This window comes from Sinosporangium album (genome assembly GCF_900100605.1).
GTDB classification, from domain to species: domain Bacteria; phylum Actinomycetota; class Actinomycetes; order Streptosporangiales; family Streptosporangiaceae; genus Sinosporangium; species Sinosporangium album.
This window is the reverse complement of the sequence record NZ_FNCN01000030.1, coordinates 37489-63518: the sequence shown is the minus strand read 5'-3', so window position 1 is coordinate 63518 and position 26030 is coordinate 37489. Positions and strand designations below refer to the sequence as shown.

At 68.7% G+C, this 26030-nt stretch carries 24 protein-coding genes and 1 riboswitch; of the genes, 16 read left to right on the top strand and 8 right to left on the bottom strand.

What is annotated here, in order from left to right:
- Window positions 1–13 precede the first annotated feature (13 nt).
- Window positions 14–2089 carry a molybdopterin-containing oxidoreductase family protein gene (locus BLQ73_RS24425; RefSeq protein WP_093173757.1) on the top strand — a complete coding sequence of 692 codons (2076 nt, stop codon included), beginning with the start codon at window positions 14–16 and terminating at the stop codon, window positions 2087–2089.
- A gap of 130 nt (window positions 2090–2219) precedes the next feature.
- A complete protein-coding gene (locus tag BLQ73_RS24420; protein ID WP_245691351.1) occupies window positions 2220–2666 on the top strand; it encodes a hypothetical protein in 447 nt (148 codons plus the stop codon).
- 101 nt (window positions 2667–2767) lie between these two features.
- Here the strand turns inward: BLQ73_RS24420 and BLQ73_RS24415 are convergent, their stop codons facing one another.
- Complete coding sequence (locus BLQ73_RS24415; protein WP_093173755.1) at window positions 2768–3091, bottom strand: DMT family transporter; 324 nt, start codon at window positions 3089–3091, stop codon at window positions 2768–2770.
- Window positions 3092–3129: 38 nt separating this feature from the next.
- Window positions 3130–3194, bottom strand: a riboswitch (guanidine-III (ykkC-III) riboswitch).
- 262 nt (window positions 3195–3456) lie between these two features.
- Between BLQ73_RS24415 and BLQ73_RS24410 the strand changes: the two genes are divergently transcribed.
- Entirely contained in the window at window positions 3457–5280 is a 1824-nt protein-coding gene (locus BLQ73_RS24410) for an acyl-CoA dehydrogenase (RefSeq protein WP_093173753.1), read from the top strand.
- 103 nt (window positions 5281–5383) lie between these two features.
- Here the strand turns inward: BLQ73_RS24410 and BLQ73_RS24405 are convergent, their stop codons facing one another.
- The 4 genes from BLQ73_RS24405 to pdhA all read right to left on the bottom strand — a co-directional run bounded on the left by BLQ73_RS24405 (window position 5384) and on the right by pdhA (window position 9277).
- The gene (locus tag BLQ73_RS24405; protein WP_093173751.1) at window positions 5384–5683 is read right to left on the bottom strand and encodes a Dabb family protein; all 300 of its coding nucleotides are present in this window, start codon (window positions 5681–5683) and stop codon (window positions 5384–5386) included.
- 92 nt (window positions 5684–5775) lie between these two features.
- Entirely contained in the window at window positions 5776–7182 is a 1407-nt protein-coding gene (locus BLQ73_RS24400) for a dihydrolipoamide acetyltransferase family protein (protein ID WP_093173749.1), read from the bottom strand.
- 14 nt (window positions 7183–7196) lie between these two features.
- Window positions 7197–8180, bottom strand: coding sequence for an alpha-ketoacid dehydrogenase subunit beta (locus BLQ73_RS24395; protein ID WP_093173747.1), 984 nt, complete (start codon window positions 8178–8180; stop codon window positions 7197–7199).
- Window positions 8177–9277 (bottom strand): pyruvate dehydrogenase (acetyl-transferring) E1 component subunit alpha, encoded by a 1101-nt coding sequence (gene pdhA / locus BLQ73_RS24390; RefSeq protein WP_093173745.1) that lies wholly within the window; start codon window positions 9275–9277, stop codon window positions 8177–8179. The genes BLQ73_RS24395 and pdhA overlap by 4 nt, the downstream gene beginning before the upstream one ends.
- A gap of 476 nt (window positions 9278–9753) precedes the next feature.
- Between pdhA and purS the strand changes: the two genes are divergently transcribed.
- The 6 genes from purS to BLQ73_RS24360 all read left to right on the top strand — a co-directional run bounded on the left by purS (window position 9754) and on the right by BLQ73_RS24360 (window position 15537).
- Window positions 9754–9999, top strand: a complete 246-nt coding sequence (gene purS, locus BLQ73_RS24385) for a phosphoribosylformylglycinamidine synthase subunit PurS (RefSeq protein WP_093173743.1) — start codon at window positions 9754–9756, stop codon at window positions 9997–9999.
- Between the two features lie 223 nt (window positions 10000–10222).
- Window positions 10223–10621: an ATP-binding protein gene (locus BLQ73_RS24380; RefSeq protein WP_176955648.1), complete on the top strand. Its 399-nt coding sequence runs from the start codon at window positions 10223–10225 to the stop codon at window positions 10619–10621.
- A gap of 339 nt (window positions 10622–10960) precedes the next feature.
- Window positions 10961–11641, top strand: coding sequence for a phosphoribosylformylglycinamidine synthase subunit PurQ (gene purQ / locus BLQ73_RS24375; RefSeq protein WP_093173740.1), 681 nt, complete (start codon window positions 10961–10963; stop codon window positions 11639–11641).
- Window positions 11638–13893, top strand: coding sequence for a phosphoribosylformylglycinamidine synthase subunit PurL (gene purL, locus BLQ73_RS24370; protein WP_093173738.1), 2256 nt, complete (start codon window positions 11638–11640; stop codon window positions 13891–13893). The genes purQ and purL overlap by 4 nt, the downstream gene beginning before the upstream one ends.
- Before the next feature lie 122 nt (window positions 13894–14015).
- Entirely contained in the window at window positions 14016–14828 is an 813-nt protein-coding gene (locus tag BLQ73_RS24365) for an adenylate/guanylate cyclase domain-containing protein (RefSeq protein ID WP_245691347.1), read from the top strand.
- A 262-nt stretch (window positions 14829–15090) separates the two neighbouring features.
- Window positions 15091–15537 carry a sterol carrier family protein gene (locus tag BLQ73_RS24360; RefSeq protein WP_093173736.1) on the top strand — a complete coding sequence of 149 codons (447 nt, stop codon included), beginning with the start codon at window positions 15091–15093 and terminating at the stop codon, window positions 15535–15537.
- Between the two features lie 66 nt (window positions 15538–15603).
- Here the strand turns inward: BLQ73_RS24360 and BLQ73_RS24355 are convergent, their stop codons facing one another.
- Window positions 15604–16959, bottom strand: coding sequence for a DUF4190 domain-containing protein (locus BLQ73_RS24355; protein WP_093173734.1), 1356 nt, complete (start codon window positions 16957–16959; stop codon window positions 15604–15606).
- 306 nt (window positions 16960–17265) lie between these two features.
- Here BLQ73_RS24355 and purF point away from each other — a divergent pair, with 306 nt between their 5' ends.
- Complete coding sequence (gene purF / locus BLQ73_RS24350) at window positions 17266–18699, top strand: amidophosphoribosyltransferase (RefSeq protein ID WP_176955646.1); 1434 nt, start codon at window positions 17266–17268, stop codon at window positions 18697–18699.
- Window positions 18696–19721: a phosphoribosylformylglycinamidine cyclo-ligase gene (gene purM / locus BLQ73_RS24345; protein WP_093173730.1), complete on the top strand. Its 1026-nt coding sequence runs from the start codon at window positions 18696–18698 to the stop codon at window positions 19719–19721. Before purF ends, purM begins: the two co-directional genes overlap by 4 nt.
- Window positions 19722–19946: 225 nt before the next feature.
- Here purM and BLQ73_RS24340 read toward each other — a convergent pair whose 3' ends face one another.
- Both BLQ73_RS24340 and BLQ73_RS24335 read right to left on the bottom strand, forming a co-directional pair.
- Window positions 19947–20180, bottom strand: a complete 234-nt coding sequence (locus tag BLQ73_RS24340; RefSeq protein WP_093173728.1) for a DUF3073 domain-containing protein — start codon at window positions 20178–20180, stop codon at window positions 19947–19949.
- A 152-nt stretch (window positions 20181–20332) separates the two neighbouring features.
- On the bottom strand, window positions 20333–21436 hold the full coding sequence (locus tag BLQ73_RS24335) for a Glu/Leu/Phe/Val family dehydrogenase (RefSeq protein ID WP_218126002.1): 1104 nt from the start codon (window positions 21434–21436) through the stop codon (window positions 20333–20335).
- 116 nt (window positions 21437–21552) lie between these two features.
- Between BLQ73_RS24335 and BLQ73_RS24330 the strand changes: the two genes are divergently transcribed.
- From BLQ73_RS24330 to BLQ73_RS24310, 5 genes are all read left to right on the top strand, one after another.
- Complete coding sequence (locus BLQ73_RS24330) at window positions 21553–22422, top strand: DUF8083 family protein (protein ID WP_093173724.1); 870 nt, start codon at window positions 21553–21555, stop codon at window positions 22420–22422.
- 323 nt (window positions 22423–22745) lie between these two features.
- On the top strand, window positions 22746–22949 hold the full coding sequence (bldC, locus tag BLQ73_RS24325) for a developmental transcriptional regulator BldC (RefSeq protein WP_013133571.1): 204 nt from the start codon (window positions 22746–22748) through the stop codon (window positions 22947–22949).
- Window positions 22950–23557: 608 nt separating this feature from the next.
- Window positions 23558–24652, top strand: a complete 1095-nt coding sequence (locus BLQ73_RS24320; RefSeq protein WP_093173722.1) for a LacI family DNA-binding transcriptional regulator — start codon at window positions 23558–23560, stop codon at window positions 24650–24652.
- Window positions 24653–24768: 116 nt separating this feature from the next.
- Entirely contained in the window at window positions 24769–25017 is a 249-nt protein-coding gene (locus tag BLQ73_RS24315; protein ID WP_093173720.1) for a hypothetical protein, read from the top strand.
- 102 nt (window positions 25018–25119) lie between these two features.
- On the top strand, window positions 25120–25989 hold the full coding sequence (locus BLQ73_RS24310; protein WP_420820037.1) for an N-acetylmuramoyl-L-alanine amidase: 870 nt from the start codon (window positions 25120–25122) through the stop codon (window positions 25987–25989).
- The last annotated feature ends 41 nt before the right edge of the window (window positions 25990–26030 follow it).

Below are 26030 nucleotides of genomic sequence, written 5' to 3'. Positions count from 1 at the left end.
TAATCTTGGCGACATGTCGGGTGAACTGCGGGTTTTGGGAGCCTGTCCGCTGGATTGTCCGGACACGTGCTCGTGGGTGGTGACCGTCCAGGACGGCCGCGCCGTGAAAATGCGTGGAAACCCCGATCACCCGTTCACCCGAGGAGCGCTCTGCGTCAAGGTCAACCGCTACCTGGAACACACGGCGGCCGAGGACCGCGTCCTGTATCCGCTTCGCCGTACCGGTCGGAAGGGTGAGGGCAGGTTCGAGCGGATCTCGTGGGAAGAGGCGCTGAACGAGATCTCCACCCGGTTGACGGAGATCGTGGAGACCTACGGCGGCGAGGCGATCTGGCCGTATCAGGGCACCGGCACGCTGGGGTACATCCAGGGCGAGACCGGTGAGGCCGGCAGGCGCTTCTGGAACGTTCTCGGTGCTTCCCGGCACGACATGAACATCTGCTCTCGGGCCGGGAGCATCGGGCTGAAATACACGCAGGGCACCTCGGCCGGGATGGATCCCGAGGATTTCGCCTCGGCTCGGCTGATCCTGCTCTGGGGGACGAATACGCTCACCAGTGGCCACCACCTGTGGAAGTTCATCCAGGAGGGCCGGGCCGCCGGGGCGCACGTGGTGGCGATCGACCCGATTCGCACCCGCACAGCGGATCAGGCCGACGAGCATCTGCCGATCCGCCCGGGCACCGACGCGGCGCTCGCCCTGGGGCTGCTCCACGTGGTGGTGTCAGAGGGGGCCGAAGACCGCGAGTACATCGCGAACCACACCTTCGGCTGGGATGAGTTCCACGCAGAAATCCTGAAATATCCCCCGACCCGTGTCGCGGAGATCACGGGACTACCCGAAGAGTCCATCGTCGCCCTCGGCCGCCGCCTCGCCCACACCCGGCCCACCGCGATCCGCGCGACGATGGGCCTCCAGCGCAACGCCGGAGGCGGTACGGCAATGCGCACGATCGCCTGCATCCCCGGCGTCACGGGCGACTGGCGCTATCCCGGCGGCGGGCTCTCCTACTCCACAAGCGCCCACTTCCCCCTGAAGATCGACAGTCGCGACGATCTCCTCCCACATCCGGTCAGAACGCTCACCATGACCCGGCTCGCCGACGGCCTCGAAGACACCGAGAACCCGGTCAAATGCCTCTGGGTCTACGCGGCGAACCCGATGGGCAGCACGTCCGACCAGAACCGGATCCGGCGCGGCCTGCTCCGCGAGGACCTCTTCACGGTGGTGATGGAGCAGTTCCCCACCGACACCGCGGACTACGCCGACATCGTGCTCCCGGCCACCATGCAGATCGAGCACGCCGACCTGCACACCGGCTACGGCCATCTGTATCTCACCTGGAACGAGCCGGCCGTCGAACCCCTGGGCGAGTGCCTCTCCACCACCGAGACCTTCCGCCGCCTCGCCCGCCACATGGGCATGACCGAGCCCTCGCTTTACGACTCCGACCTGGAACTCGCCGAACAGCTCCTGTCGTCGGGCCACCCCGCCCTGGCCGGCATCACCCTCGACCGCCTCCGCAAGGAGGGCTGGGTCCGGCTGAACCACCCCCGGCCCTTCCAACCCTTCGCCGACGGGTTCCCCACTCCCAGCGGGAAGCTGGAGTTCGCCTCCCAGCAGGCGGAGTCCGATGGTCTGGACCGTGTCGCGGGCTATGTCCCCTCGCGCAGCAACCGGCAAGACCACGACCGGCGAGGCGGGCGCCGGGGCGGGCGCAAGCCGTACCCCTTGACCTTGATCACGCCCGCTTCGCACAACTTCCTGAACACCATCTTCGGCAACAACCCCGAGCTGCGGCGGCGGTCGAAGAACCCTCGCGTGCTCATCAGCGCCGAGGACGCCGAACGGCGCGGCCTTGTCGACGGGCAGCCGGTGCGGGTGTTCAACGAGCACGGGGAGTTCCAGGCCGAGGCCGAGATCAGTGACCGGGTACGGCCGGGCGTCGCGGCCTGTGAGAAGGGGCGCTGGCTCAAGTTCACCCAGGGCGGGGCGAACCCCAACGCGGTGGTGGAGGAGGGCGACGCTGACATGGGACGCGGCCCGCTTTACCATGACAACCGCATCGAGATCGCGCCGCTGGCGTGACAGCCGACGTGACCGCTGAAGTGACCGCTGAAGTGACAATTGCGGCGTCTCCCCCCAAGTGCCCACTTCAGGGAGACGTCAGGGTCTATCCCCGATGCCTTCCAGGGCGTCGGAGACGCAGGGTGGAATCATGAACGAACTGACCCGACGTGACGAGTTCTCGCTGGCCGGTGCGGCTCTGCGGGGGGCTCCTTGGAAGGCCGCGGCGATCACCGGCGCGGCGGGTGCGGCGACGAGCTTCGGCCTAGGGGCGATTCTGCCGGGTCCGGCGGATCTCCACTGGGCGCTCAGCCTCGGCGTCGCGCTGTTCACTCTCGTAGCGACGGTGGGTGCGGTCTCCAAGCCCGATGTGAGTGATCGCGTCACCCGGAACGCCCGGCTCTGGTCGCTGCGCAACCCCTGGCGGTTCGCACTCTATCCGGGCATCGGCTCCGCGGTCCTGCTTTACCCGCTCAACCTGGTGCTGGACGGCGACGGCATGATCGGCTCGGCCTGGGACGGCCTGTGGGGCGGGGCGATCATCTACCTGATCGCGGGGCTGCTGACCACGGTGTTCAAAGGACGCGCCACACGCTGACCCCCGTGTTCAAGGGGCGCCACGTGCCGCCCCCGCCGGCGGGCCGCCGACAGCGCAGTTCGGCGGCCGACGCCGGCGAACTGCGCATGCCCGTGCGCCGCTCAGTGGCCGCCTCCCGCGAGGTTGAGGCCCACGACGCCCGCCAGGATGGCGAGGATCGAGATGATCTTCACGACGGAAACGCTGTCGTTGAGCAGCAGGATGCCGAGCGTGGCCGTGCCCACCGCGCCGATTCCGGTCCAGACGGCGTATGCCGTACCGACCTCCAGGGACTTGAGCGCGAACGCGAGCAGCCCAAAGCTCAGCACCGCGAAGACGAAGAAGCCGACGCTCCACCACAGTTCCGAAAAGCCATCGCTCATCTTGAGCGAGTAGGCCATCGCCACCTCGAACAGTCCGGCGACGATCAGAACAAACCAGGCCATGCCATCCCCCTACGAGACTCGACCACCTGCACACAGGAAGTGCGTCGTCTTCGCTTACCGGGTACGGCGCGTCTCGTCCGGAGAGGCGTAACAGCCCCTTCGTCACGGTAGCACCTAGATGTCCCATCACACCGTGACGAGGCCGCGGCGGGCGTGGGCGTGGAGCGCGGAGAGTCGCCTCCTCCGCGTTCACCTGCGCACCTTCTCTCGCTTCCGCCCCGCGAGTGATCTTTGCTTGAACCTATCCCTGGTCAGAGTGTGCGAGAGAGCACGATTTGGATAGTTACCAGCGGGTAGCATAACTAGTACAGTTACTGGCCAGTACGTATCGCTGACACACCCCCGGGTTCAAGGAGCGAGCAGCCATGGGCCACTACAAGAGCAATGTGCGCGACCTGGAGTTCAACCTCTTCGAGGTGCTCGGACGCCAGGAACTTCTCGGCACCGGGCCGTTCGCCGATCTGGACGAGGAGACGGCCAGGAGCATCCTCCACGAGGTCGACCGGCTGGCGACGGGAGTACTCGCCGATTCCTTCGAGGAAGGCGACCGCACGCCTCCGGTCTACGACCCCGCGGCGCACACCGTGACGATGCCGAAGGGCGTAGCGCGTTCCTTCAAAGCCCTCATGGACGGCGGTTGGGCCCATCTCGACCTGCCCGCCGACCTGGGCGGAGCGGGCGTCCCGCGCACCCTGGCCTGGGCCGCGGCCGAGCTGGTGCTCGGCGCCAACCCCGGCGTCTACATGTACGCCGGAGGCCCCAACTTCGCCTACACGATGTGGAAGATCGGCACCGCCGAGCAGAAGCGCTTCGCCGAGATCGCGATCGAGCGCGGCTGGGGCGCCACGATGGTGCTGACCGAGCCCGACGCGGGTTCGGACGTGGGCGCGGGCCGCACGAAGGCGGTCAAGCAGACCGACGGGAGCTGGCACATCGAGGGCGTCAAGCGCTTCATCACCAGCGCTGAACACGACCTCACCGAGAACATCTTCCACCTGGTGCTCGCCCGCCCCGAGGGTGCGGGCGTGGGCACCAAGGGACTGTCGATGTTCCTGGTGCCGAAGTACCACGTCGACCTCGAAACCGGTGAGCTCGGAGAGCGCAACGGCGTCTACGTCACCAACGTCGAGAAGAAAATGGGGCTCAAGGTCTCCACGACCTGCGAGCTCACGTTCGGCGACCACGAGCCCGCCGTCGGCTGGCTCATCGGTGACGTGCACGAGGGCATCAAGCAGATGTTCATGATCATCGAGCATGCTCGGATGATGGTGGGCACCAAGGCCATCGCCACACTTTCGACTGGTTACCTGAACGCGCTGGACTACGCCAAGTCCCGCGTCCAAGGTGCGGACCTGAGCCAGATGACCGACAAGTCCGCCCCGAGGGTGACGATCACCCACCACCCGGACGTCCGCCGCGAGCTCATGCTCCAGAAGGCGTACGCCGAGGGCATGCGGGCGCTGGTCCTCTACACAGCCAGTTTCCAGGACTCGGTGCTGCTGGCCGCCTCCGAGGGCCGCAGGGACGAGAAGGCCGAGGCGCTGAACGACCTGCTGCTGCCGCTCGTCAAGGGCGTCGGCTCGGAGCGTTCCTACGAGCTGCTGACGCGTTCACTCCAGACCCTGGGCGGTTCGGGCTATCTGCAGGATTACCCGATCGAGCAGTACATCCGGGACGCCAAGATCGACTCCCTCTACGAGGGCACGACCGCGATCCAGGGCCAGGACCTGTTCTTCCGCAAGATCCTGCGGAACCAGGGCGCCGCGATCGGCACACTGCTGGCCGAGATCAAGGGCTTCGCCGACTCCCAGGCCGGAAACGGCCGGCTGAAGGAGGAGCGGGTCCTGCTGAACGAGGCGGCCGACGATCTCAAGGTCATGGGCGACACCATGGCCGGGTGGGCGCTCGGCTCGCTGGAGAACCCCAAGGAGATCTACAAGGTCGGCCTCAACACCACCCGGTTCCTGCTCGCCCTCGGCGACCTGGTGATCGGTTGGCTGCTGCTGCGCCAGGCCGAGGTGGCCCTCAACGCGCTCAGCGCGTCGGAGAAGGACCGGGCCTTCTACAGCGGGAAGGTGGCCTCGGCGTCGTTCTTCGCCAAGACCGTGCTGCCCAGGCTCGCCGCGGAGCGGCGCATACTCCTCTCCACCGGCCTTGAGCTGATGGAGCTGCCAGAGGAGTCCTTCTAGTCCTTCGAGAGGGCTCGACATGACCGCCCGTCCCGGCGACCGGGGCGGGCGGTTCTCACTGCCACCACTGCGTGTCCGACTACGCGTCCGACTACGCGTCCGACTATGCGTCCACGGTGTACTGCACGGCGGCGCGTCCGGCGAGGATCGGTTTGATGCTCTCGGCGATGACGGCCTGGTGCGCCGGGTGGTCGCGGTAGGCCAGGAAGTCCTCGGCCGAGTCGAAGTCGGCGACCACCGCGAAGTCGCAGGTGTCCGTGCTGACGCCCGCGTCGGGGCCCAGCACATAGCTCCGGATCTGCGGGATGATGCCCGGCAGCTCGGCCAGCCTTCTGGGGACGGCGGCCTTCTGCTCGTCCGTCGCGTCCGCGGACCAGGTGAACAGCACCACGTGGCGGAACATCTCTCTCCTTCCCTACGGCCGGGCGGCCTCGCGTGAAAGCGTACGGCCGGAGCCGGGGACATCCGGCTCCGGCCGTAGGCGTTCGAACCCGATCAGCCCCAGGCCAGCATGCGCAGCGGGTCTTCCAGCATGGCCCCGACGTCGCGGAGCAGCAGGGACCCGAGCTCGCCGTCCACGATCCTGTGGTCGAAGGACAGCGCGAGCGTGCACACCTTGCGCGGCACGATCTGCCCGTCCACGACCCAGGGCAGGTCGCGGATCTGACCGAAGGCCAAGATCGCCGACTCGCCCGGGTTGAGGATCGGGGTGCCCGCGTCGACCCCGAAAACGCCGACGTTGGTGATCGTGATCGTGCCGCCGGACATCTCGGCGGGCTGTGTGCGCCCCGAGCGCGCGGTCTCCACAAGGGCGCCGAGGGCCGCCGCGAGGTCCGGCAGCGACAGCGCGTGCGCGTTCTTCACGTTGGGCACAATCAGCCCACGCGGTGTGGCCGCGGCGATGCCGAGGTTCACATAGTGCTTGACCACGATCTCCTGGCTCTGCTCATCCCACGTGGAGTTGACCATGGGGTAGCGTCGCGCCGCGACGAGCAGCGCCTTCGCCACGAGCAGCAGCGGCGACACCTTGACCTCGGCGAAGTCCGGCAGCGTGCGCAGCCGCTTCACCGCCTCCATCGTCTCGGTGACGTCCACCTGCAGGAACTCGGTGACGTGCGGCGCGGTGAACGCCGAGGCCACCATGGCCTGCGCGGTGGCCTTGCGCACGCCCTTGACGGGGATGCGCTCCTCCCCGCCGGACACGACCGCCTGCGGCGCGAACGCCGGGGCGGCGGCGGGGGCTACGGCCGCGTGGACGTCGTCCCTGGTGATGGAGCCGTGCGGGCCGGTGCCGACGACGGTGGCGAGGTCGACACCGAGGTCCTTGGCCAGCTTGCGCACGGGCGGCTTGGCGAGCACGGTGACCGCGCCGACCGGCCCGGCCTCCACGGTCCGCGGTGCGGGGGCGCGTACGGCGGGAGCCGGCACTGGCGCCGGTGCCGGCCGCGCGGCCTGAACGGCCGGGGCCGCCGGGGCCGCCTGTGCCGCCGCGGGGGCGCCCTTGCGCGGGCGCCGCTTGGACGAGGACGGCATGACGCCGTAGCCGACCAGGACGGGCGTGCGCTCGGCCTTGGCCGGCGGCTCGGGGATGGTCGGGACCATGTCGTCGGCGAGGGCCTCGCGGGCCGTGGCCGTACCGTTGCTCGTGACGGCCTCATCGGGCTCGTCGGTGTCGACGGCGATGATCGGGACGCCGACGTCGAGCGTCCGCCCTTCCTCGGCCATCAGTTCGGCCACCACGCCCTCGAAGGGGCTGGGCAGCTCAACCACGGCCTTGGCCGTCTCGATCTCCACGATCGTCTGGTTGATCTTGACGGCGTCGCCGGCCTTGACGTGCCAGCGGACGATCTCGGCCTCGGTGAGGCCCTCGCCGACGTCGGGGAGCTTGAATTCGCGTCGCATCAAGTTCCCCTCTCTCAGTAGCCGAACGCGCGATCGACGGCGTCGAGCACACGATCGAGGTCGGGCAGGTAATGCTCCTCCAGCCGCGACGGCGGGTAGGGCGTGGAGAAGCCGCCGACCCGAAGGACGGGGGCCTCCAGGTTGTAAAAGCACTGCTCGGTGATACGCGCGGCGAGTTCGCCGCCGAGGCCGCTGTAGACGGGGGCCTCGTGCACGATCACGCAGCGCCCGGTCTTCCTTACGGATTCGGTGACAAGCGGCATGTCGACCGGGTTGAGGGAGCGCAGGTCGACGACCTCGATGCTCCGTCCCTCTTCGGCCGCCGCGTTCGCGGCTTCGAGGGCGGTCTTCACCATCGGGCCGTAGGCGAGCATGGTCAGGTCGGCGCCCTGCCGTACGACCCTGCCGGTGTCGAACGGGTGCCAGGTGTCGGGCGCGGAGGAGGTGTCGACCTCGGCCTTGTCCCAGTAGCGGCGCTTGGGCTCGAAGAAGATGACGGGGTCGTCGGAGCGTACGGCCTGCTGGATCATGGTGTAGGCGTCGACGGGGTTGGAGCAGGCGACGACGCGCAGACCGGCGGTGTGGGTGAAGTACGCCTCGGGGGACTCGCTGTGGTGTTCCACGGCGCCGATGCCGCCGCCGCAGGGGATGCGCACGACGACGGGGAGCTTGAGCTTTCCGAGGGAACGCAGCGGCATCTTCGCGAGCTGCGTGATGATCTGGTCGGCCGCGGGGAACACGAAGCCGTCGAACTGGATCTCGCAGACGGGCCGGTAGCCGCGGATGGCGAGGCCGATCGCCGTACCGATGATGCCGGACTCAGCGAGCGGGGTGTCGATGACGCGGTCTTCCCCGAAGTCCTTCTGCAGGCCGTCGGTGACGCGGAACACGCCGCCGAGTTTGCCGATGTCCTCGCCCATGATGAGGACCTTCGGGTCGTCCTCCATGGCCTTGCGCAGGCCCAGGTTCATGGCTTTGGCCAGCGTCAGCGTGGTCATCGCGCACCCTCCTCGAAAGAGTTGAGGTAGGCGGCGTACTGCTCGCGTTCCTCGGCCACCAGTGCGTGGGGCTCCGCGTATACGTGGTCGAACATCGCCATAGGCTGCGGGTCGGGCATGGCCAGGCAGCGCCGCCGCAGATCCCGGCCGAGCTCGTCGGCCTCGGCGTCGATGGCGTCGAAGTACGACTGGTCGGCGATGCCGCTCTTGGCAAGGTATGCCTTGACCCGCTCGATCGGGTCCTTCAGTTTCCAGGACTCCAGCTCGTCTGCCACGCGGTAGCGGGTGGGGTCGTCGGAGGTGGTGTGGGCGCCCATACGGTAGGTGAACGCTTCGATCATGGACGGCCCCTGGCCCGACCGCGCGTCGGCGAGGGCCTTGCGGGTCACCGCGAGGCAGGCCAGCACGTCGTTGCCGTCGACGCGGACGCCGGGGAAGCCGAAGCCCGCGGCCCTGCGGTACAGCGGGATGCGGGTCTGCTTCTCCAGCGGCTCGGAGATGGCCCACTGGTTGTTCTGGCAGAAGAAGACGACGGGGGCGTTGAACACGCTGGCCCAGATAAATGCCTCGTTGACGTCGCCTTGCGACGTCGCGCCGTCGCCGAAGTAGGCGATCGCGGCGGATTCGGCGCCGTCTCGCTGAATGCCCATCGCGTAGCCGACCGCGTGCAGAGTCTGGCTGCCGATGACGATCGTGTAGAGGTGGAAGTTGTGCTCGACGGGGTCCCAGCCGCCGTGGTTGACTCCGCGGAACATGCCGAGGAGCTGGACCGGGTCGACCTTCCTGCACCACGCGACACCGTGTTCGCGGTAGGTGGGGAATGCCATGTCCGCGTCTGTCAGTGCCCTGCCCGAACCGACCTGCGCGGCCTCCTGGCCGAGCAGGGAGGCCCACAGCCCCAGTTCGCCCTGGCGCTGTAGCGCCACGGCTTCGAGGTCGATGCGCCGGACGAGGACGAGGTCCCGGTAGAGACCCCTCAGTTCCTCCGCGGTCAAATCGATGTCGTAGTCGGGATGCTCGATCCGTTCCCCTTCGGGGGTGAGCAACTGGACGAGCTCTGGGGGTGATTGCGCCCCGCGAGAGACGTCGGCTGTCACGTGCCACTCCTGTGCGTTCTGGGCCACGGCGGTGGGGTCGCCACGTCGCGTAGGCCTGTTTTGCGTGCCCAGCCCGATTGGTGTGGGGCAGGGCACTTTGCGACCATCGTGGCAGACGTCACGCCACCCAGCGCAAGCCCCATCGGCTACCCCACTCTCCCGCCATGCCCGCCCACCTGCGTGGACGTGAACGGCGACACCGCACCGGCAGTCTCACGGCAAGCCATAACGACTACGGTCGATCCCTCTGAATCTCAGTCCTACCAGGCATTTCTTCCCTTCAAGTCGTATGGCTGGACAACGGTCTTGCCAGATCTTCGTCACGGTCCACAATGGACGTTTTCCGCCACTTGCATACCTCGCAACGGCATTGCCGTAGATCTTTGGAGCGTCACAAGGGGTGAAGGACGAGCGGCCCATCCCGCCCGTTAGGCTGTACGGGCTCTGATAACCCCCGCCCCATCAGGAGGAAGACCGTGGCGCGCGTCATCGTGGACGTCATGCTCAAGCCTGAGATCCTCGACCCTCAGGGTCAGGCGATTGCCCGTGCACTGCCCCGTCTGGGCTTCGCGGGCGTCTCAGCCGTACGGCAGGGCAAACGCTTTGAAGTCGATCTCGAAGGGCCCGCCGACGACGCCGCCCTGGCCGAGGTCCGGAAGATGGCCGAGACCCTGCTCGCCAATCCAGTGATCGAGGACTTCACGCTCCGCGTAGCGGAATAGGATGGTTCATCCCGTGGAGAAAACCTCGGCATATCGGCGTAAAGCCAGCTCAGCCCATGTCACAATGCCACGGGTCGGCCAACAGTGAATAACAACAACGTGATTTCGCGGTTAGCCCTGATTCCACGGGGAAACCTTCCGACGATGATGTTCAGCGCCGGGGAGGGGTCCGGTGGACTTTGAGTTCTCGTTGGCACTTCCACGGGATGCGGTGGGCATTCCGATGGTTCGCCGGGTTTTGAGCGACGCATTGCGTTCACTCGGCGTGACAGAGGACTGCACCGCCGACATCCTCCTCGCCGTTTCCGAAGCCTGCGCCAACGCCGTCCGGCACGGCGGCCCCGCCAACCGCTACGAGGTCGTGGCCGCCATCGGGCACGGCCGATGTGACGTCCGCATCATCGACAACGGCAGCGGCCTGCCCCGCGTGCCCGAGCACTACCCCCCGAGCGACACCGAGAACGGCCGGGGCCTGCTGATCATGCAGTCCGTCGTCGACGACATCTCCTTCGACATCGCGCCCGGCCTCGGCACCACCGTCCGGCTGCTCAAGCACCTCGACTGGGACGACGACGCCACCCTCCGCGCCGCGACCGACCACCGCGTCCTCGCCTCCGTCTGAACGCCTCTGAGCGCCTCCGAGCGCCTCCGAACGCCTCCGAACGCCTCTGAACACCTCCTTCCCCCGGAACCCCCCTCGTTCGGCGCGTATGCGCGCCCTCCCCCTTACTCCGTGAGCGGAATCGCATAGCCAGGCCGACGCGACAGGCCTGTGACCTCAGCGTTCTCGCATGTTCCGGCCGGAGGCACGGCTCGTTGGACCGTCGGCGCACCTCGCTTGCGAGCGTGTGGGCGAGGGTCGGATAGCCTGAGGCGTACCGCCGCAGACCCCTGTCCGTCGAGTGAGGCATGGGCGCGGCGTACGCGTGTGAAGGGAAACTCGCGTGTGGAGGCGACAGGCATGAGTGGTGCACGGGTAGGCGTGGTCACGTTTCCCGGGACTCTTGACGATCAAGACGCGGCCCGTGCCGTACGGCTCGCCGGGGCTGAGGCGGTGCCTCTGTGGCACGCCGACCACGACCTCAAGGGCGTGGACGCGGTGTTCCTGCCGGGCGGCTTCTCCTACGGCGACTACCTGCGCTGCGGGGCGATCTCCAGGTTCGCGCCGCTGATGGAGGAGCTGATCCCGGCCGCGCGGGCGGGCCTTCCCGTCCTCGGCACCTGCAACGGTTTCCAGATCCTCTGCGAAGCCCACCTGCTGCCCGGCGCGCTCACGCGCAACGCCGGCCTGCACTACGTTTGCCGCGACCAGAAGCTCCGCTTCGAGAATGTCGACACGCCGTGGACCTCGGACTACGCCCCGGGGCAGGAGGTGGTCATCCCGGTCAAGCACGGGGAGGGCCGCTTCGTGGCGAACGAGACCACCATCACCGGGCTTGAGGCGAACGGCCAGGTGGTGCTGCGCTACGTGGGCAACCCCAACGGTTCCCTCAACGACATCGCCGGCATCCGCAACGAGGCGGGCAACGTCATCGGCCTGATGCCTCACCCCGAGCACGCCGTCGAAGAGCTCACCGGCGCCCCCGGCACCGACGGCCTCGGCTTCTTCACCTCCATCATGAAGGCTCTGGTGAACGCATGACCCTCGACACCGTCGGCCGCGCCCACGAAACGCCGGACGAGCGCCAGCCGTACACCGAGCTCGGCATGAAGGACGACGAATACGCGAGGGTCCGCGAGATCCTCGGCCGTCGGCCGACCTCGTCGGAGCTCGCGATCTACAGCGTGATGTGGAGCGAGCACTGCTCCTACAAGTCGTCCAAGGTGCACCTGCGGCAGTTCAGCACCAAGGCCCCGAAGTCCGACGCCCTGCTCGTCGGCATGGGGGAGAACGCCGGCGTCGTGGACATCGGCGACGGCTGGGCCGCCACGTTCAAGATCGAGTCGCATAACCACCCGTCCTACGTCGAACCCCACCAAGGCGCGGCCACCGGCGTCGGCGGCATCGTGCGCGACATCATGTCCATGGGCGCGCGGCCCATCGCCGTGATGGACTCCCTGCGCTTCGGCGCCGCGGACGCCCCCGACACCCGCAGGGTGCTGCCCGGCGTGGTCGAGGGCATCAGCTCGTACGGCAACTGCCTCGGTCTGCCGAACATCGGCGGAGAGGTCGCCTTCGACCCCTGCTACATCGGCAACCCGCTCGTCAACGCCCTCTGCGTGGGCCTCCTGCGCAAGGACAAGATCAAGCTGGCCACCGCCCCCGGCCCCGGCAACAAGGTCGTGCTGTTCGGCGCGCTGACCGGCCCCGACGGTATCGGCGGGGCCTCGGTGCTCGCGAGCGCCACCTTCGAGGAGGAGTCGCAGGCCAAGCGCCCGAGCGTCCAGGTCGGCGACCCGTTCATGGAGAAGCTCCTGATCGAGTGCTGCCTGGAGCTGTTCGAGGCCGACGTGGTCGTCGGCATCCAGGACCTCGGTGCGGCCGGCGTGTCCTGCGCCACCACCGAGCTCGCCGCCAAGGGCACCGGCGGCATGGACGTCCGGCTCGACCTCGTCCCGCTGCGCGACCCGACGCTGCGGCCCGAGGAGATCCTGATGAGCGAGTCCCAGGAGCGCATGATGGCCGTCGTCACGCCCGACGACATCGATGCGTTCACCGCCATCTGCAACAAGTGGGACATCCCGGTGACCGTGATCGGCGAGGTCACCGACACCGGCCGCCTGGTCATGACGTGGCACGGCGAGACCATCGTGGACATCCCGCCCGGCACCGCCGCCGACGAGGGCCCCGTCTACGAGCGCCCGCTCCACGAGCCCGCCGGCCAGTCCGCGCTCAACGCGGCCGACCCCGCCATGCTCCCCCGCCCCTCCGACCTGCGCGCGGCGCTGCTCTCGGTGCTCGGTTCGCCGAACATCGCCTCCAAGGAGTGGGTGACCTCGCAATACGACCGCTACGTGCGGGGCAACACCGTGCTCGCCCAGCCCGCCGACGCGGGTGTGCTGCGCATCGGCGAGATCATGCCCGGCGCGACCACTACCAACCGGGGCATCGCCCTCGCCACCGACGGCAACGGGCGTTACGCCAAGCTCGACCCCTACGCCGGGGCCCAGCTCGCCCTGGCCGAGGCATACCGCAACGTCGCCATGACCGGCGCGGTGCCCCTCGCCGTCACCAACTGCCTCAACTTCGGCTCCCCCGAAGACCCTGAGGTCATGTGGCAGTTCGCCGAGGCCACCCGGGGCCTCGCCGACGCCTGCCGCGCGCTCGGCGTGCCGGTGACGGGCGGCAACGTGTCCTTCTACAACCAGACGGGGTCCGCCGCCGTCCACCCGACGCCCGTCGTCGGCGTGCTCGGCGTCCTCGACGACGTCGGCACCCGGGTCCGCAGCGGATTCACCGAGGAAGGGGCGCGGGTCGTGCTCCTCGGCGAGACCCACGAGGAGTTCGGCGGCTCGGCATGGGCGCAGGTCGCCCACGACCACCTCGGGGGGCTACCGCCCGCCGCCGACCTGCCCGCCGAGCAGGCCCTCGCCAAGGTCATGGCCGCCGCGGCCTCCCGCGGGCTGCTGACCGGCGCCCACGACCTGTCCGACGGCGGCCTGGCCGTCGCCCTCGCCGAGGCGTGCCTCGCCCAAGGCGTCGGCTGCACGGTCTCCCTGCCCGGCGACGACGCGTTCGTCGACCTGTTCAGCGAGTCGAGCGCCCGCGCCCTCGCGGCCGTCAAGCCCGAGGCGTTCGCCGAGTTCGTGGAGCTGTGCCACAAGCACGACGTGGCCTGCTACGGCCTCGGCGTGACGGGCGGCGCCTCGCTCGTCGTGGAGGACGTGCTGGAGATCCCCGTGGACGAGCTCCGCCAGACCCACCAGGCGACGCTGCCGGCGATCTTCGGCTGACGTCCGACGCTCCTACCGAGGCGGCCGGGACCTCCCGGCCGCCTCGCGTGTTTTCTAAGGATCCGGTACGGCTACCGCCGACGCGGACACGGCCCCGACGCCGGAAGCGTGTCGTCCCGTGCGTGAACTTCCGCGTGCCCGCGGTGAAGGACAAGCTCGCCGGGGTGCTTGAGGTGCCGGTCGGGCGCACGCCGCACGACGAGGCGCCGGCCGAGACGCTCGCCGGCCAGATGTCCATCTCGCTGGAGAACGGGAGGCTCTATCAGGAGCTCGGGACGTTGTTCCGGCAATACATGTCGCCGGATGTCGCCGCGTCACTGCTCGCCGATCCCGCGCAGGCCGCACTCGGCGGCTCACTCGTCGAATTGACGGCGTTGTTCGCGGATCTGAAGGGATTCACCTCGTTCTCCGAAGAGGTTTATTCCGGGGAGGTGGTCGACATGCTGAACCGCTATCACACGGCGGCCGTGCCCTGCATTCTGGACAATGGGGGAACCATTGTGCAGTTTATCGGCGATGCCCTTCTCGCCCTGTTCAACGCTCCCGCACGGCAGCCCGACCACGCCCGGGCCGCGGCCCGGGCGGCGCTTTCTCTGCAGGCCGCGGCCGAGCAGTTCGCCGCCAAAGTTCTGAAAGAGCAGCGGGCCGGTCTGCTGCGAGAATTGGAATGGCCGCTATTTCGCGTCGGTATCAACACCGGACCGGCCCTGGTCGGCAACATCGGCAGCCCTCAGCTCCGCAGTTTCAACGCCATGGGCGACTGCGTCGATGTCGCCGCCCGGCTTCAAACGCTCGCCGAACCGGGCACCGTCGTCATCGGCTCCACCACCCGTGACCTCCTCGGCGGCGCGGCCACGGCACGTTCGCTCGGCGACCTGCATTTAAAGGGGAAGAGCCAGCCCGTGCACGCCTACGTTCTTACGAGCCTGACATGACGCCGGCGAATCCGTACGACGACCAGGTGAAACCCTCCTTGGAGGCAGGAGGTTTCCTGGAAATGCTGACCGCCGATGAGGCGGCCCACCTACGACCGGCCGCCGCGTCGTCATCCACGGCCTGGACCGCCTGCGCCGCCGCGCCCGCTGAACACGGCTGCGGCCACAGCGCCCGGCCGTGGCGGCGACCACAGCACGGGGCCACGGCGGTGCCGTTCCGGCCGTGTGGGCGCCCCCCGGCGAACGACGGCAGGATGGGGGTGTGCCACCCCGCAGACTCGACCTCGACACCGTTCGCGCCGCTCTCGACGCGCAGCTGATCGCGTTGGACGAACCTCCCTACGACGGGCCCGATCGGCTTGACCACGTGCTGGCCACCCTGGTCGCGGCGGTGGCGCGCGCCTATGACGGCGGAGCCGACCCGGAGCGCGACGCCGTACGGCTGACGGTGCGCCACCTGCTTGACCGGCTGGCGCTCCGCGCCCCGGGACGCTCGGTGGAGGTGCGTGTGCCGCCTTATGCGGCCGTGCAGTGCGTGGAGGGGCCCCGCCACACGCGGGGCACGCCGCCCAACGTCATCGAGATGGCCCCGAGGACATGGATCGAGCTGGCCACGGGCCGCCTCACCTGGGCCGAGGCGGTCATACGGCCGGCGACGAGCGCGAGCGGGCCACGAGCGGACCTGTCGCCCTACGTGCCCGTGGACTGAGGCGTGCCCGTGGACTGAGACGCGCCCGTGGGCCGGGGTGCCCCTGGACCTCCCCGTCCGGGTGCGTCAGGAGGCCGGGGGGCTCTGGCCGCCGAGTTTGCTTTCGATGCAGCGCTGCATCAGATCCTGGGTGGGCATGTTCATGCAGTCGCCGAAGGTCGTGGTGAACCAGACCACTCCGACGATGGCGAGGCAGAGGGTTACGGCACTGAGGATGATGCCGACGATCGCGCGGCCCCTGCCCGCCCGCTTGGTGGCCGCGACGATGCCGAGGATTATGCCCACGACGGCGAAGAGCACGCCGATGCCGAAGATCGGCAGCAGGAAGATGCTCGCGATGCCGAGGATGAGGGCCGCCGTGGCGAGCCCACCGCCGCCCGGTTCCTGCCGGGGCCGGCCGCCCTGGGGATAGCCGCCGGCCGGAGGTGGGAACGGGGGCGGGCCGCCATACGGAGGCACGCCGGGCCCCCCGGGCCCGCCCGGCGCTCCAGGCGAGCCGGGTCCACCTGGTGCCCCTGGTGCCCCTGGTGCCCCTGGACTACCGGGGCCGACCGGCGATCCGGGCACGTCGGCGCCGCCGGAGGTGCCCGCGGCGGCGGAGCCCTTCGCCGGGCTCGCTGAGGCGCCCGCTGAGGCGGAGGAACCGCCGTCGGCCCTGTCAGGCGCGCGGCCCCCTGGAACGGTCTCAGCGGGGCCCATGGCGGCCTGCGCGGGTGTCGCCGCGACGTTGGAGCCGGTCGAGGCCGCGGCCGACGCGGCCTGGCCGTCGGCCACCTGGCCGGTGCCGTACGGCGCGGCATGGGAGCCGGTGGGGGTGGCGAGGTGGTACGGGCCGTGGAGCGATTCGGTGGGGCCCGTGACGCTGTGGCGGCCGACGCGCGCAGTGGGCGGGTCGTAGCGGGATGGGCCAGTGGAAGTGGACGGCATGTCTGCGGTGCCTCCGGCGACGAGAACCTCGTATGGCATGGTCTCGGTGGCGTTGCGCCATCCGGGATAGGCGGCGGGGGTCGAGCCGGGTGCGGGGTGGGGCTGGTGGGACTCGGCCTGGGGGTGGGTCCGCTGTTCGGCGAAGTCGAGTTCGAACTCGATGGTTTTCTCGCCTTCGCCCTCAGGGATCGTCTCCCACCACGCCGGCGCGGAGCCCGGCGTGTCGTCGATGCGGTGGCCCGCCACCTTGACGTCGCCCCGGGGCGACCGTTCGCGGTCGGGGAAGGACCACGGCGAGTTCGAGGAGCGCGCGTCCGAGGAGCGCGCGTCCGAGGAGCGCGCGTCCGAGGAACCGGTGCGGACGCGTTCGGCGTCGGGCCCCGAGGAGTCCTCGGGCTCCCGGTCGGCGCTCCAGGCGTCGCGAGAGGCACCGGTGTCGTCGCCGGAGTCGTGGCCCTGTGGACCCTTCCACGGCTGATCCGCTGGCGTTTTCACGTCTGAGTCTCCCGACCTGTCGGCGCGGCGGACACGGTGCTCTCATACGGTGCTCTCGCACCTGGCCGAGGCCGGGGCGCCCTGTGTGCTCAAGGTCGACTTCGACCTGATGGGCGCGTTCCAGCCGGGCCCGGACGGCGTCTCGCGGCACGCGGTGAAGATCCTTAACCCACGATCCCCCGTACGGCTGACCCCAACCGCTGTGACACGGCAAAACGAAGGCGAGGGTTGGTCCAGAGTGTGACAAGACGGAGCGCTGGGACCCGGATGTGCGAGCACGGAAGAGTCCGACCTAGACTGAAGTACGTGCTTAAGGGCGACGGCCGACTGGGCCATGATCTGGACCCTGACGACCGCTCACCGAAAGACGCCTGCGGCGTCTTCGGAGTGTGGGCTCCGGGCGAGGAAGTCTCCAAACTCACCTACTACGGGCTGTATGCGCTGCAGCACCGCGGCCAGGAGTCCGCGGGCATAGCGGTCAGCGAGGGATCACGCATCCTCATCTACAAGGACATGGGGCTGGTCGCCCAGGTCTTCGATGAGTCGGTGCTGGGCACGCTGCGCGGCCACATCGCGATCGGCCACTGCCGGTACTCCACGACCGGTTCAAGTGTCTGGGAGAACGCTCAGCCCACGCTGAGCTCGACCGATGTGGGCGGGCTCGCGCTCGCGCACAACGGCAACCTGATCAACACGCCCGAGCTGGCGGCCCGGCTCGAACCGGGAACCACGCGGGCGACGACCGACACCGAGGTCCTCACGACGCTGCTGGCGCGGGACGGCCGACCGGTCGAGGAGGCCGCCGCCGAACTGCTGCCGCAGGTGCGGGGCGCGTACTCGCTCGTGTTCATGAACGAGAAGACGCTGTACGCCGCGCGCGACCCGCAGGGTGTCCGCCCGCTGGTGCTGGGCCGCCTGTCGAGCGGCTGGGTGGTGGCGTCGGAGACGGCGGCGCTCGACATCGTGGGCGCGACGTTCGTCCGCGAGATCGAGCCCGGCGAGCTGATCAGCGTCGACGAGCGCGGGGTGCGGTCGCGCAGGTTCGCGCTGGCCGAGCCGAAGGGCTGCCTGTTCGAATACGTGTACCTCGCGCGTCCCGACACCACGATCGCGGGCCGCGGCGTGCAGGTGACCCGGGTCGAGGTGGGCCGCAGGCTGGCGAAGGAGCACCCGGTCGAGGCCGACCTGGTGATCCCGACGCCCGAGTCGGGCACTCCCGCCGCCATCGGATACGCCGAGGAAAGCGGCATCCCGTACGGCCAGGGCCTGGTCAAGAACTCCTACGTCGGTCGCACCTTCATCCAGCCGTCGCAGACGATCCGCCAGCTCGGCATCCGGTTGAAGCTCAACCCGCTGCGCGAGGTGATCGCGGGCAAGCGGCTGGTGGTGGTGGACGACTCGATCGTGCGCGGCAATACCCAGCGGGCCATCGTGCGGATGCTGCGCGAGGCCGGCGCCCGCGAGGTGCACGTCCGCATCTCCTCTCCCCCGGTCGCCTGGCCGTGCTTCTACGGCATCGACTTCGCCACGCGGGCCGAGCTGATCGCCGGCTCCTTGAGCGTCGAGGAGATCAGAGCCTCCCTCGGAGCCGACTCCCTGGGGTACATCTCCCTGGAGGGGCTGACCGAGGCCACGACGATCCCCGAGAACCGGCTGTGCCGGGCCTGCTTCAACGGGTCCTACCCGATCCCCATTGATCAGGACAACGTGGGCAAATACGTTCTGGAGGCCAAAGTATGACCAGCTACGCCGCCGCCGGTGTTGACATCGAGGCGGGTGAGCGGGCCGTCGAGTTGATGAAGGAGAAGGTCGCGCGGGCGACCCGGCCCGAGGTGGTGACGGAGGCCAGCGGTTTCGCGGGGCTGTTCGACGCCTCGGCGCTCCTTCGCTACCGGCGCCCGCTCCTGGCGAGCTCCACCGACGGTGTGGGCACCAAGGTCATGATCGCCCAGGCCCTCGGGAAGCACGACACGATCGGGATCGACCTGGTCGGCATGGTGGTGGACGACCTGGTCGTGTGCGGGGCCGAGCCCCTGTTCATGACCGACTACGTCGCGTGCGGCAAGGTCGTCCCCGAGCGCGTCGCCGAGATCGTGGGCGGGGTGGCCGAGGGCTGCCGGCTCGCCGGATGCGCGCTCGTGGGCGGGGAGACCGCCGAGCACCCGGGCGCGATGGACCCCGACGAATACGACCTCGCGGGCGCCGCGACCGGCGTGGTCGAGGCCGACCGGCTGCTCGGCCCGCACCGGGTGCGCGAGGGCGACGTGGTGCTCGGCCTGGCCTCCTCCGGTGTGCATTCCAACGGTTACTCGCTGGTCAGGCACGTCGTGCGTACGGCGGAGCTGAGCCTTTCGGCCGAGCTCCCCGAGCTGTCGCGCACGCTCGGCGAGGAGTTGCTTGAGCCGACCAGGATCTACTCCCTGGACTGCCTCGAACTCGCCCGGACCGTCGATGTCCACGCATATGCGCACATCACCGGTGGGGGGATCGCGAACAACCTCTCGCGTTCCCTGCCGGACCACCTGAACGCCGTTCTCGACCGCTCCTCGTGGACGCCGCCACCGATCTTCGAGGTGCTCGCCGGCCACGGGAAGGTGCCGCAGGCCGAGATGGACAACACGTTCAACCTCGGCGTCGGCTTCTGCGCCGTCGTCGCCCCGGACGCGGTGGACACCGCCCTTGCCGCACTGGCCGCACGGAACCTGCCCACCTGGGTGATGGGCGAGATCGTGCCCGGAGAGGGCGTCGCGAGCTATCGCTGAGCCGCCCGCGCGTGGGTCCGCACCGCGGGCGCGGACCCACTGACGCGAACCCACCGACGCCCGATGACACTGACGCTCACTGACGCTCACTGACGCCGATGACGCCGACGCCCCACCGGCCGACGATCCACTGACCGACGGCCCAGTGACGCCTTGACGCCGACGGAGAAGACACCCGGCGGGTTGACCACCGGGTGTCTCCTCACCTCACAAGGATGACAATCCCTAACGCCGACCGGACTTCCCGTGCTCCGGGTAGTCCTCATCGCCGCCATCGCCTCCATCGTCGGCGTAATCGGCGTAACGCTCGGCGAGCTCGTTGTAAGCGTCGTCGTCGTGGGTGGAGTCATGACCGACTCCGAGCTCCTCACGCAGACGTTCGAGATCGGTGCCGCCACTGTTGTACTTCAACTGGCGGGCAACCTTCACCTGCTTGGCCTTGGCTCGGCCGCGCCCCATCGGCTCGACCCCCTCATGCGGGGTCGTAGCTCGACCCCTCGTCGCTGACGCATCACACACTGACGCCGCCTGACTTCAGGCGTCAGCTTCTCGTTCGCCTATTACCGTACCTGTTTTGCGCTCAGCTCGGTACGTCGTATGGGAGTGGGGGGTCACCGGCCCAGCCAAATGCCCCGAATTCGCCCGACCTCCGACATTCTGCGCTCTGCCAGCTTATCCGCTGCGACCGCCGGGGCCACCCCCTCCTCCTCGGCGAGGCCGAAGATCTTGAGGGCGGTGTCGTAGATCCGCGTGGCCCGGTCCCTCGCCCGCTCCATGGAGAACCCGTGGAGCTCGTCGGCGACCTGGATGACGCCGCCGGAGTTGACCAGGTAGTCGGGGGCGTACAGGATGCCGCGCTCGGCGAGCTGCTTCTCCACCCCGAGGTGGGCGAGCTGGTTGTTGGCACCGCCGCAGACGATCTTCGCGGCGAGCCGGCCCACGGTCTCGTCGTCCAGCGCGCCGCCCAGCGCGCAAGGAGCGTAGACATCGATGTCGGCCCTGGTCAGAGCGCCCTTGTCCGCGACCACCTCGACGCCGGGGTGGCGGGTTTTGACCCGTTCCACGGCCCGCTCGTCGACGTCGCAGATCACAACCTCCGCGCCATCCTCGATCAGGTGGTCGACGAGGCGGTGGCCCACCTTGCCGACCCCCTCGACGCCGACCCTGCGCCCGTGGAGCGTGGGGGCGCCCCAGGCGTGCTCGGCAGCGGCCCTCATGCCCTGGAACACGCCGAAGGCGGTGAGCACGGAGGAATCGCCCGCACCGCCGTTGGCCACCGTACGGCCGGTGACGAAGCGGCTCTCACGGGACATGAGGTCCATGTCCTCGCTGTAGGTGCCCACGTCGCAGGCGGTGATGTATCTCCCGCTGAGGGATTCGACGAATCTGCCGAAGGCCCGCAGGAGGGCCTCGTTCTTGTCCGTCGCGGGGTCGCCGATGATGACGGCCTTGCCGCCGCCGTGGTCGAGTCCCGCGAGGGCGTTCTTGTAGGCCATGGCCCGCGAGAGGTTGAGCACGTCGGCCAGGGCCTCCTGCTCGCTCGCGTAGGGGTAGAACCTCGTGCCTCCGAGCGCGGGGCCGAGGGTGGTGTTGTAGATGGCGATGATGGCTCGAAGGCCGCTCTGCTCGTCAGAGCAGAAGACGACCTGCTCGTGGCGCGATTGGCCGCTTTCAGGGCTGACATCCTTGTGGGAGGGCCCAAAGACGTTGGTCACGGTGGTGACTCCTGGTCCGGCCCGCCGCTCCTTCGCGGCGGAGATCGCCTCCAGCGTAGCGACATGCTGAGTGGCGATACCGGACAGCATGGGGTTCTTCATGACACGATGCGTTCGTGCTGCCCTACGCCGCGTACCTTCGCGTCTATGAGCCGCTGAGCGCGTTCCCGGAGCCTCAGCGGCAATCGTGGTCAGCCTATGCGGACTCCACCGACCGTCCCCGGCGCGCCGGCGCGTTACGGGTCGAGCACGGCGAGTCCGTACGGCGGATGCTGAGCCTTCCCCCCGTGCCGGCCCCGCGCGAGGAGAGCCCGAACGCCTACCTGCGGCGTGTGGACAACGTGCTCTACGTGTGCCCGTGGCAGAGCAGGCTGCGCTCGTGGCTGGCGTTCTCCAAGTTGCGCGGCAGCACGCCCTCCAAGCTGATGAACCGGCTCGTGCCGCAGTCGGTGGCCGAGCAGACGGCCGACGACTTCGACGGATTCAAGCGGGGAGGCGACGCCTCCGCGCTGCGCACGAACATCCGTACCTCGACTTGGCACGTGCCGACCTCGTGGTTCACCCCGTTCGACGGCGCCGAGAGGTGGCTTGTCCTCGGGAGCCAGGGCGAGCAGCACGACGGCGCGACCACCATGACGCCGACCCGCAACCTGATCTACGTCACGTCGATGTCGCAAGCGCGGCGGCGCGTGGCCCGTGCCCTGCAGGTGACCCGCAGGCATGTGGGCGAGGTCGCCAGGGTCGCCGAGGTGGAGGATGTGGCGCGCTGGCTGGAGGAGTTCCACCCTCACTCGCTGGTTGAGCTGGATTACGGCGGGCTGGTCCACCTGATGGACGACGAGGCCCTGCGTTCGGATCAGTCGGTGGCCGAGCTGGCCGCCGCTCTCACGGGTTTGGACACTGGTCAGGAAGAACTTGCCTTCGCCATGTATCAGAGGGTGATCCTCCGGTGGAGGTCAATCCAGATCCTGGAATCAGCCAACTGAGCACCAAAGAAACGTTCTGACCTGCATCGGCGGGTCAGGCGATGACACATCGCGCATCTGCGAACTGAGTAGTTTGCCGTTTTCACTGCGATACCACGAAACGTGTCGCTAGAATCACCGAGCGTGACAACGCCGCGTAGGCAGGGAGTTGAGCCCAAGAAGGGGCTCGCCAATCGCTCTGCGTGGCTGTATGGTCACATCGGGTGATGCCGCATATGGTCCGGAAAAGCCGCACGCACAGGGCCATAAGGGGACATCCGTGACAAGCGCAATGGTAGTCGCAGGATCGCTTTAGCGGTCCACACGGAGGAGAGGCCGCACAAATGTCAGCTCGTACACCCGAGGCCGAGCCACTGCTCACACCGGCTGAGGTCGCCACCATGTTCCGCGTCGACCCCAAGACCGTTACGCGGTGGGCCAAGGCGGGCAAGTTGACGTCCATCCGCACCCTCGGCGGTCACCGACGCTACCGGGAGACCGAGGTGCGCGCTCTGCTCGCGGGCATTCCGCAGCAGCGCTCGGAGTGAGATCGAGGTCGTCACGGGCCTAGGGGGGTTCAGGTGGACTTGGGGGCGCCGGTGTCAACCGGCCGCGCGCCCCATGGTCCACCGGCGTGACGACAGCCCATCACACCGCAGAGACGGGGAGTTGGCGCCGCCCGCCCGGCGCCATCCTTCCCCTCAAGCCCGAAAGATGGAAAAACTCTAATATTTGGCCCGGCGAACTGATTCGCCTCTCTCATCCGCCGTTCCCAGCCCCCTCCACGGGCCTTTCACAGGAACGCTCCCACAGCGCCGCAGCAGGCCGCCCCACAGCCCGACCACGAGCGCGCCCCTCATCGAACCCCCCGCACTCTTCCCAGGTCGGCGGCCTGGCGTCCCCATATTCAACCCTCTGACATACGGGAGACCGGCGCCACCGCCGTGCCGGCGAACGCTGAGTCGATCACGCTTTCGCGGTACGGCTCGCGCCGTCTCCCGGCGCCGATTCCCGACGTCGCCATCCCGCGGCGGGCACCCCGAACAGGGGTCAGGGTCGCCGAAAAACCCGGCTTCTCTGGCACCTGGCCGTACCCTGTGCCGAACTCGATCGTTTGGTGTGACAGGTGCCCATCCACACATCGCGGGGGAGACTCATGTCAGGACCGCCAGTCAACACCACAGCACCGCGCGCTCGAGATGGCCAAGAGCGTGCCGCTCCTGTGACGTCTGACGGCTTCGGCCCACGACCGCGCCCCACCATTCGCAACGTGGCCGAACGAGCCGGCGTCTCCAAATCGCTGGTCTCCTTAGTGCTGCGCGGGTCCCCACACGTCAGTGAGCACCGCCGTCAAGCGGTGCTTACGGCCGCCCGGGAGCTTGGTTACCGTCCCAACGCCGTCGCCCGCAGCCTGGTCGAGGGACGAACCCATCTCGTCGGAGCGCTTGTGGCCGACCTGCATAACCCCTTCTACGCGGAGTTCCTGGACGGCCTGCAGGAGAGCCTGCACGGCGACGGACTCCGGCTGCTGATCGGCAACAGCCAGTGGGACCCGGCGTTCGAGGACGAAGCCGTCGAGGCGTTCCTCGAACTGCGGGTCGACGGCCTTGTGCTCCTCGGGATCGCCCCCACCAGCGAAACCTTGATCGAGGCCACGTCCTACACGCCCACGGTCGTCGTAGGGGAACGTGACATCGAGCTGGACAGCGTCGACATCGTGGTGGACGACGACCAGCTCGGCGCCCGCCTCGCCGTTGACCACCTAGTCGAACTCGGCCACCGGCGCATCGCCCACATCGAGGGTGCCCGCTCCTCGGCGGCGCGCTTCCGGTGCGAGGGCTACCTGGTGGCGATGCGCAGGCACGCGCTCGCGCCGTACATCATGGTCGAGCACGGCGACTTCAGCGAGGAGGGCGGGCGGCGGGCGGCGCTCGCGCTGCTCGCGCGCGACCCCAGGCCGACCGCGATCTTCGCCGCGAACGACGTGGTGGCCCTCGGTGTGCTGACGGCGGCCACCGAGCTCGGGCTGTCGGTCCCGGAGGACCTCTCCGTGGTCGGCTACGACAACACCCATCTCTCGGCGGTTCACCACATCTCGCTCACCACCGTGGACCAGCCCCGCCGCTCCATGGGGCGTTCGGCCGCCGCCCTGCTCAGCGACCGCATCGGCGATCCGGCCAAGGTCGCCAGGCTGCGGCAGGTGACCCCGCAGCTCATCGTACGGCGAAGCACGGGTGCCGTCCCGCAGTGATCTGACGCGCGCTACTGATGGGCTAAGACCTGGCCAAAGCTGGGTCAAGCTCTGAAAGACCCGTCTCAGGCTGGTGTTGACTCGGGCCGTCATGACCTGAGACGGGAGCAACAGTCATGCGCGATCCAGAACTCGTGTCCTGCGCCCAGCGCGCCGCCGCCGAACTCCAGCGTGGCTGGGCACACTGGCGTGCCGCCCGCGGCGGGAGCGGCGAGAGCAGCGCGGAATCCGTGGCCAGTTACGTGGCGCATTCGATCGACCACCCGTGGGGCCGCCCCCGGGTGGTGCTGGGGCTGGACGCCGAGGACGCGAGGGAACTGGCTGCGCTGCTCGCCAGGCAGGACGTCGGCGAGCACATCTGGTGACAAGACCTGAAACCCGGCTCCGCGGACTTCCGTAAGGTTGGATGTGTGTGTTCGTCCTGCACGCCAGGACGAACCGCATGTTTCCAACCGAGGGGGATGCACGTGATCGGCCGAGCACTTGCGACAACAGGCATCCTGGCTCTGGGGCTGGCCACCACCGCCTGCGGCACCAGTGGCGCCGCCGCCCAGGAGGTGCGGACCGGCGGACCGGCACACGCCGCCGTCGCCCCGGCGGCCCAGGGCACAGCGCAGACATCAGGACAGACACAGACATCGGGACAGACGTCGGCCTCCGGGGGAACCATGCGGCAGCGGCCGCTCGCCGGCAAGATCGTGGTGGTGGATCCCGGGCACAACGGCGCCAACTACCGCCATCCCGATGTCATCAACCGCCAGGTGAACGTGATCACGCAGAAGAAGGCCTGCGACACGACAGGCACCGAGACGGCGAGCGGCTACACCGAGCCGGCCTTCAACTGGGATGTGTCGCAGCGCCTGGCCAAGATCCTTGAGGCGAAGGGGGCGAAGGTCACCCTGACCCGCGAGGGCAACAACGGCGTCGGCCCGTGCATCACCAAGCGGGCGGCGATCGGCAACGCCGCCAAGGCCGACGCGGTGCTGTCGGTGCATGCCGACGGCTCGGCGCCGTCCAACAAGGGCTTCCACGTGATCCTGCCGAAGAAGATCAACGGGCCGGTCGACCCTGTGGTCGGCAAGTCCAAGCGGCTCGGCATCGACGTGCGCGACGCCGTACGGAAGGGCACCGGGCTCCCCTACTCCACCTACATCGGGGCGGACGCCCTCAGCTTCCGCAGCGACATCGGCGGACTCAACCTGTCGACCGTGCCGAAGGTGCTCTTCGAGGCGGGCAATATGAAGAACCCGGGTGATGCGGCCAAGTTCCAGTCCGCGGCGTTCCGGCAGAAGCTGGCGGAGTCTTTGGCCAACGGCATACAAAACTATCTCAAGTAACGGACGAGCTGGTCTCATATATCGAGCGAGACCGTGTCCAT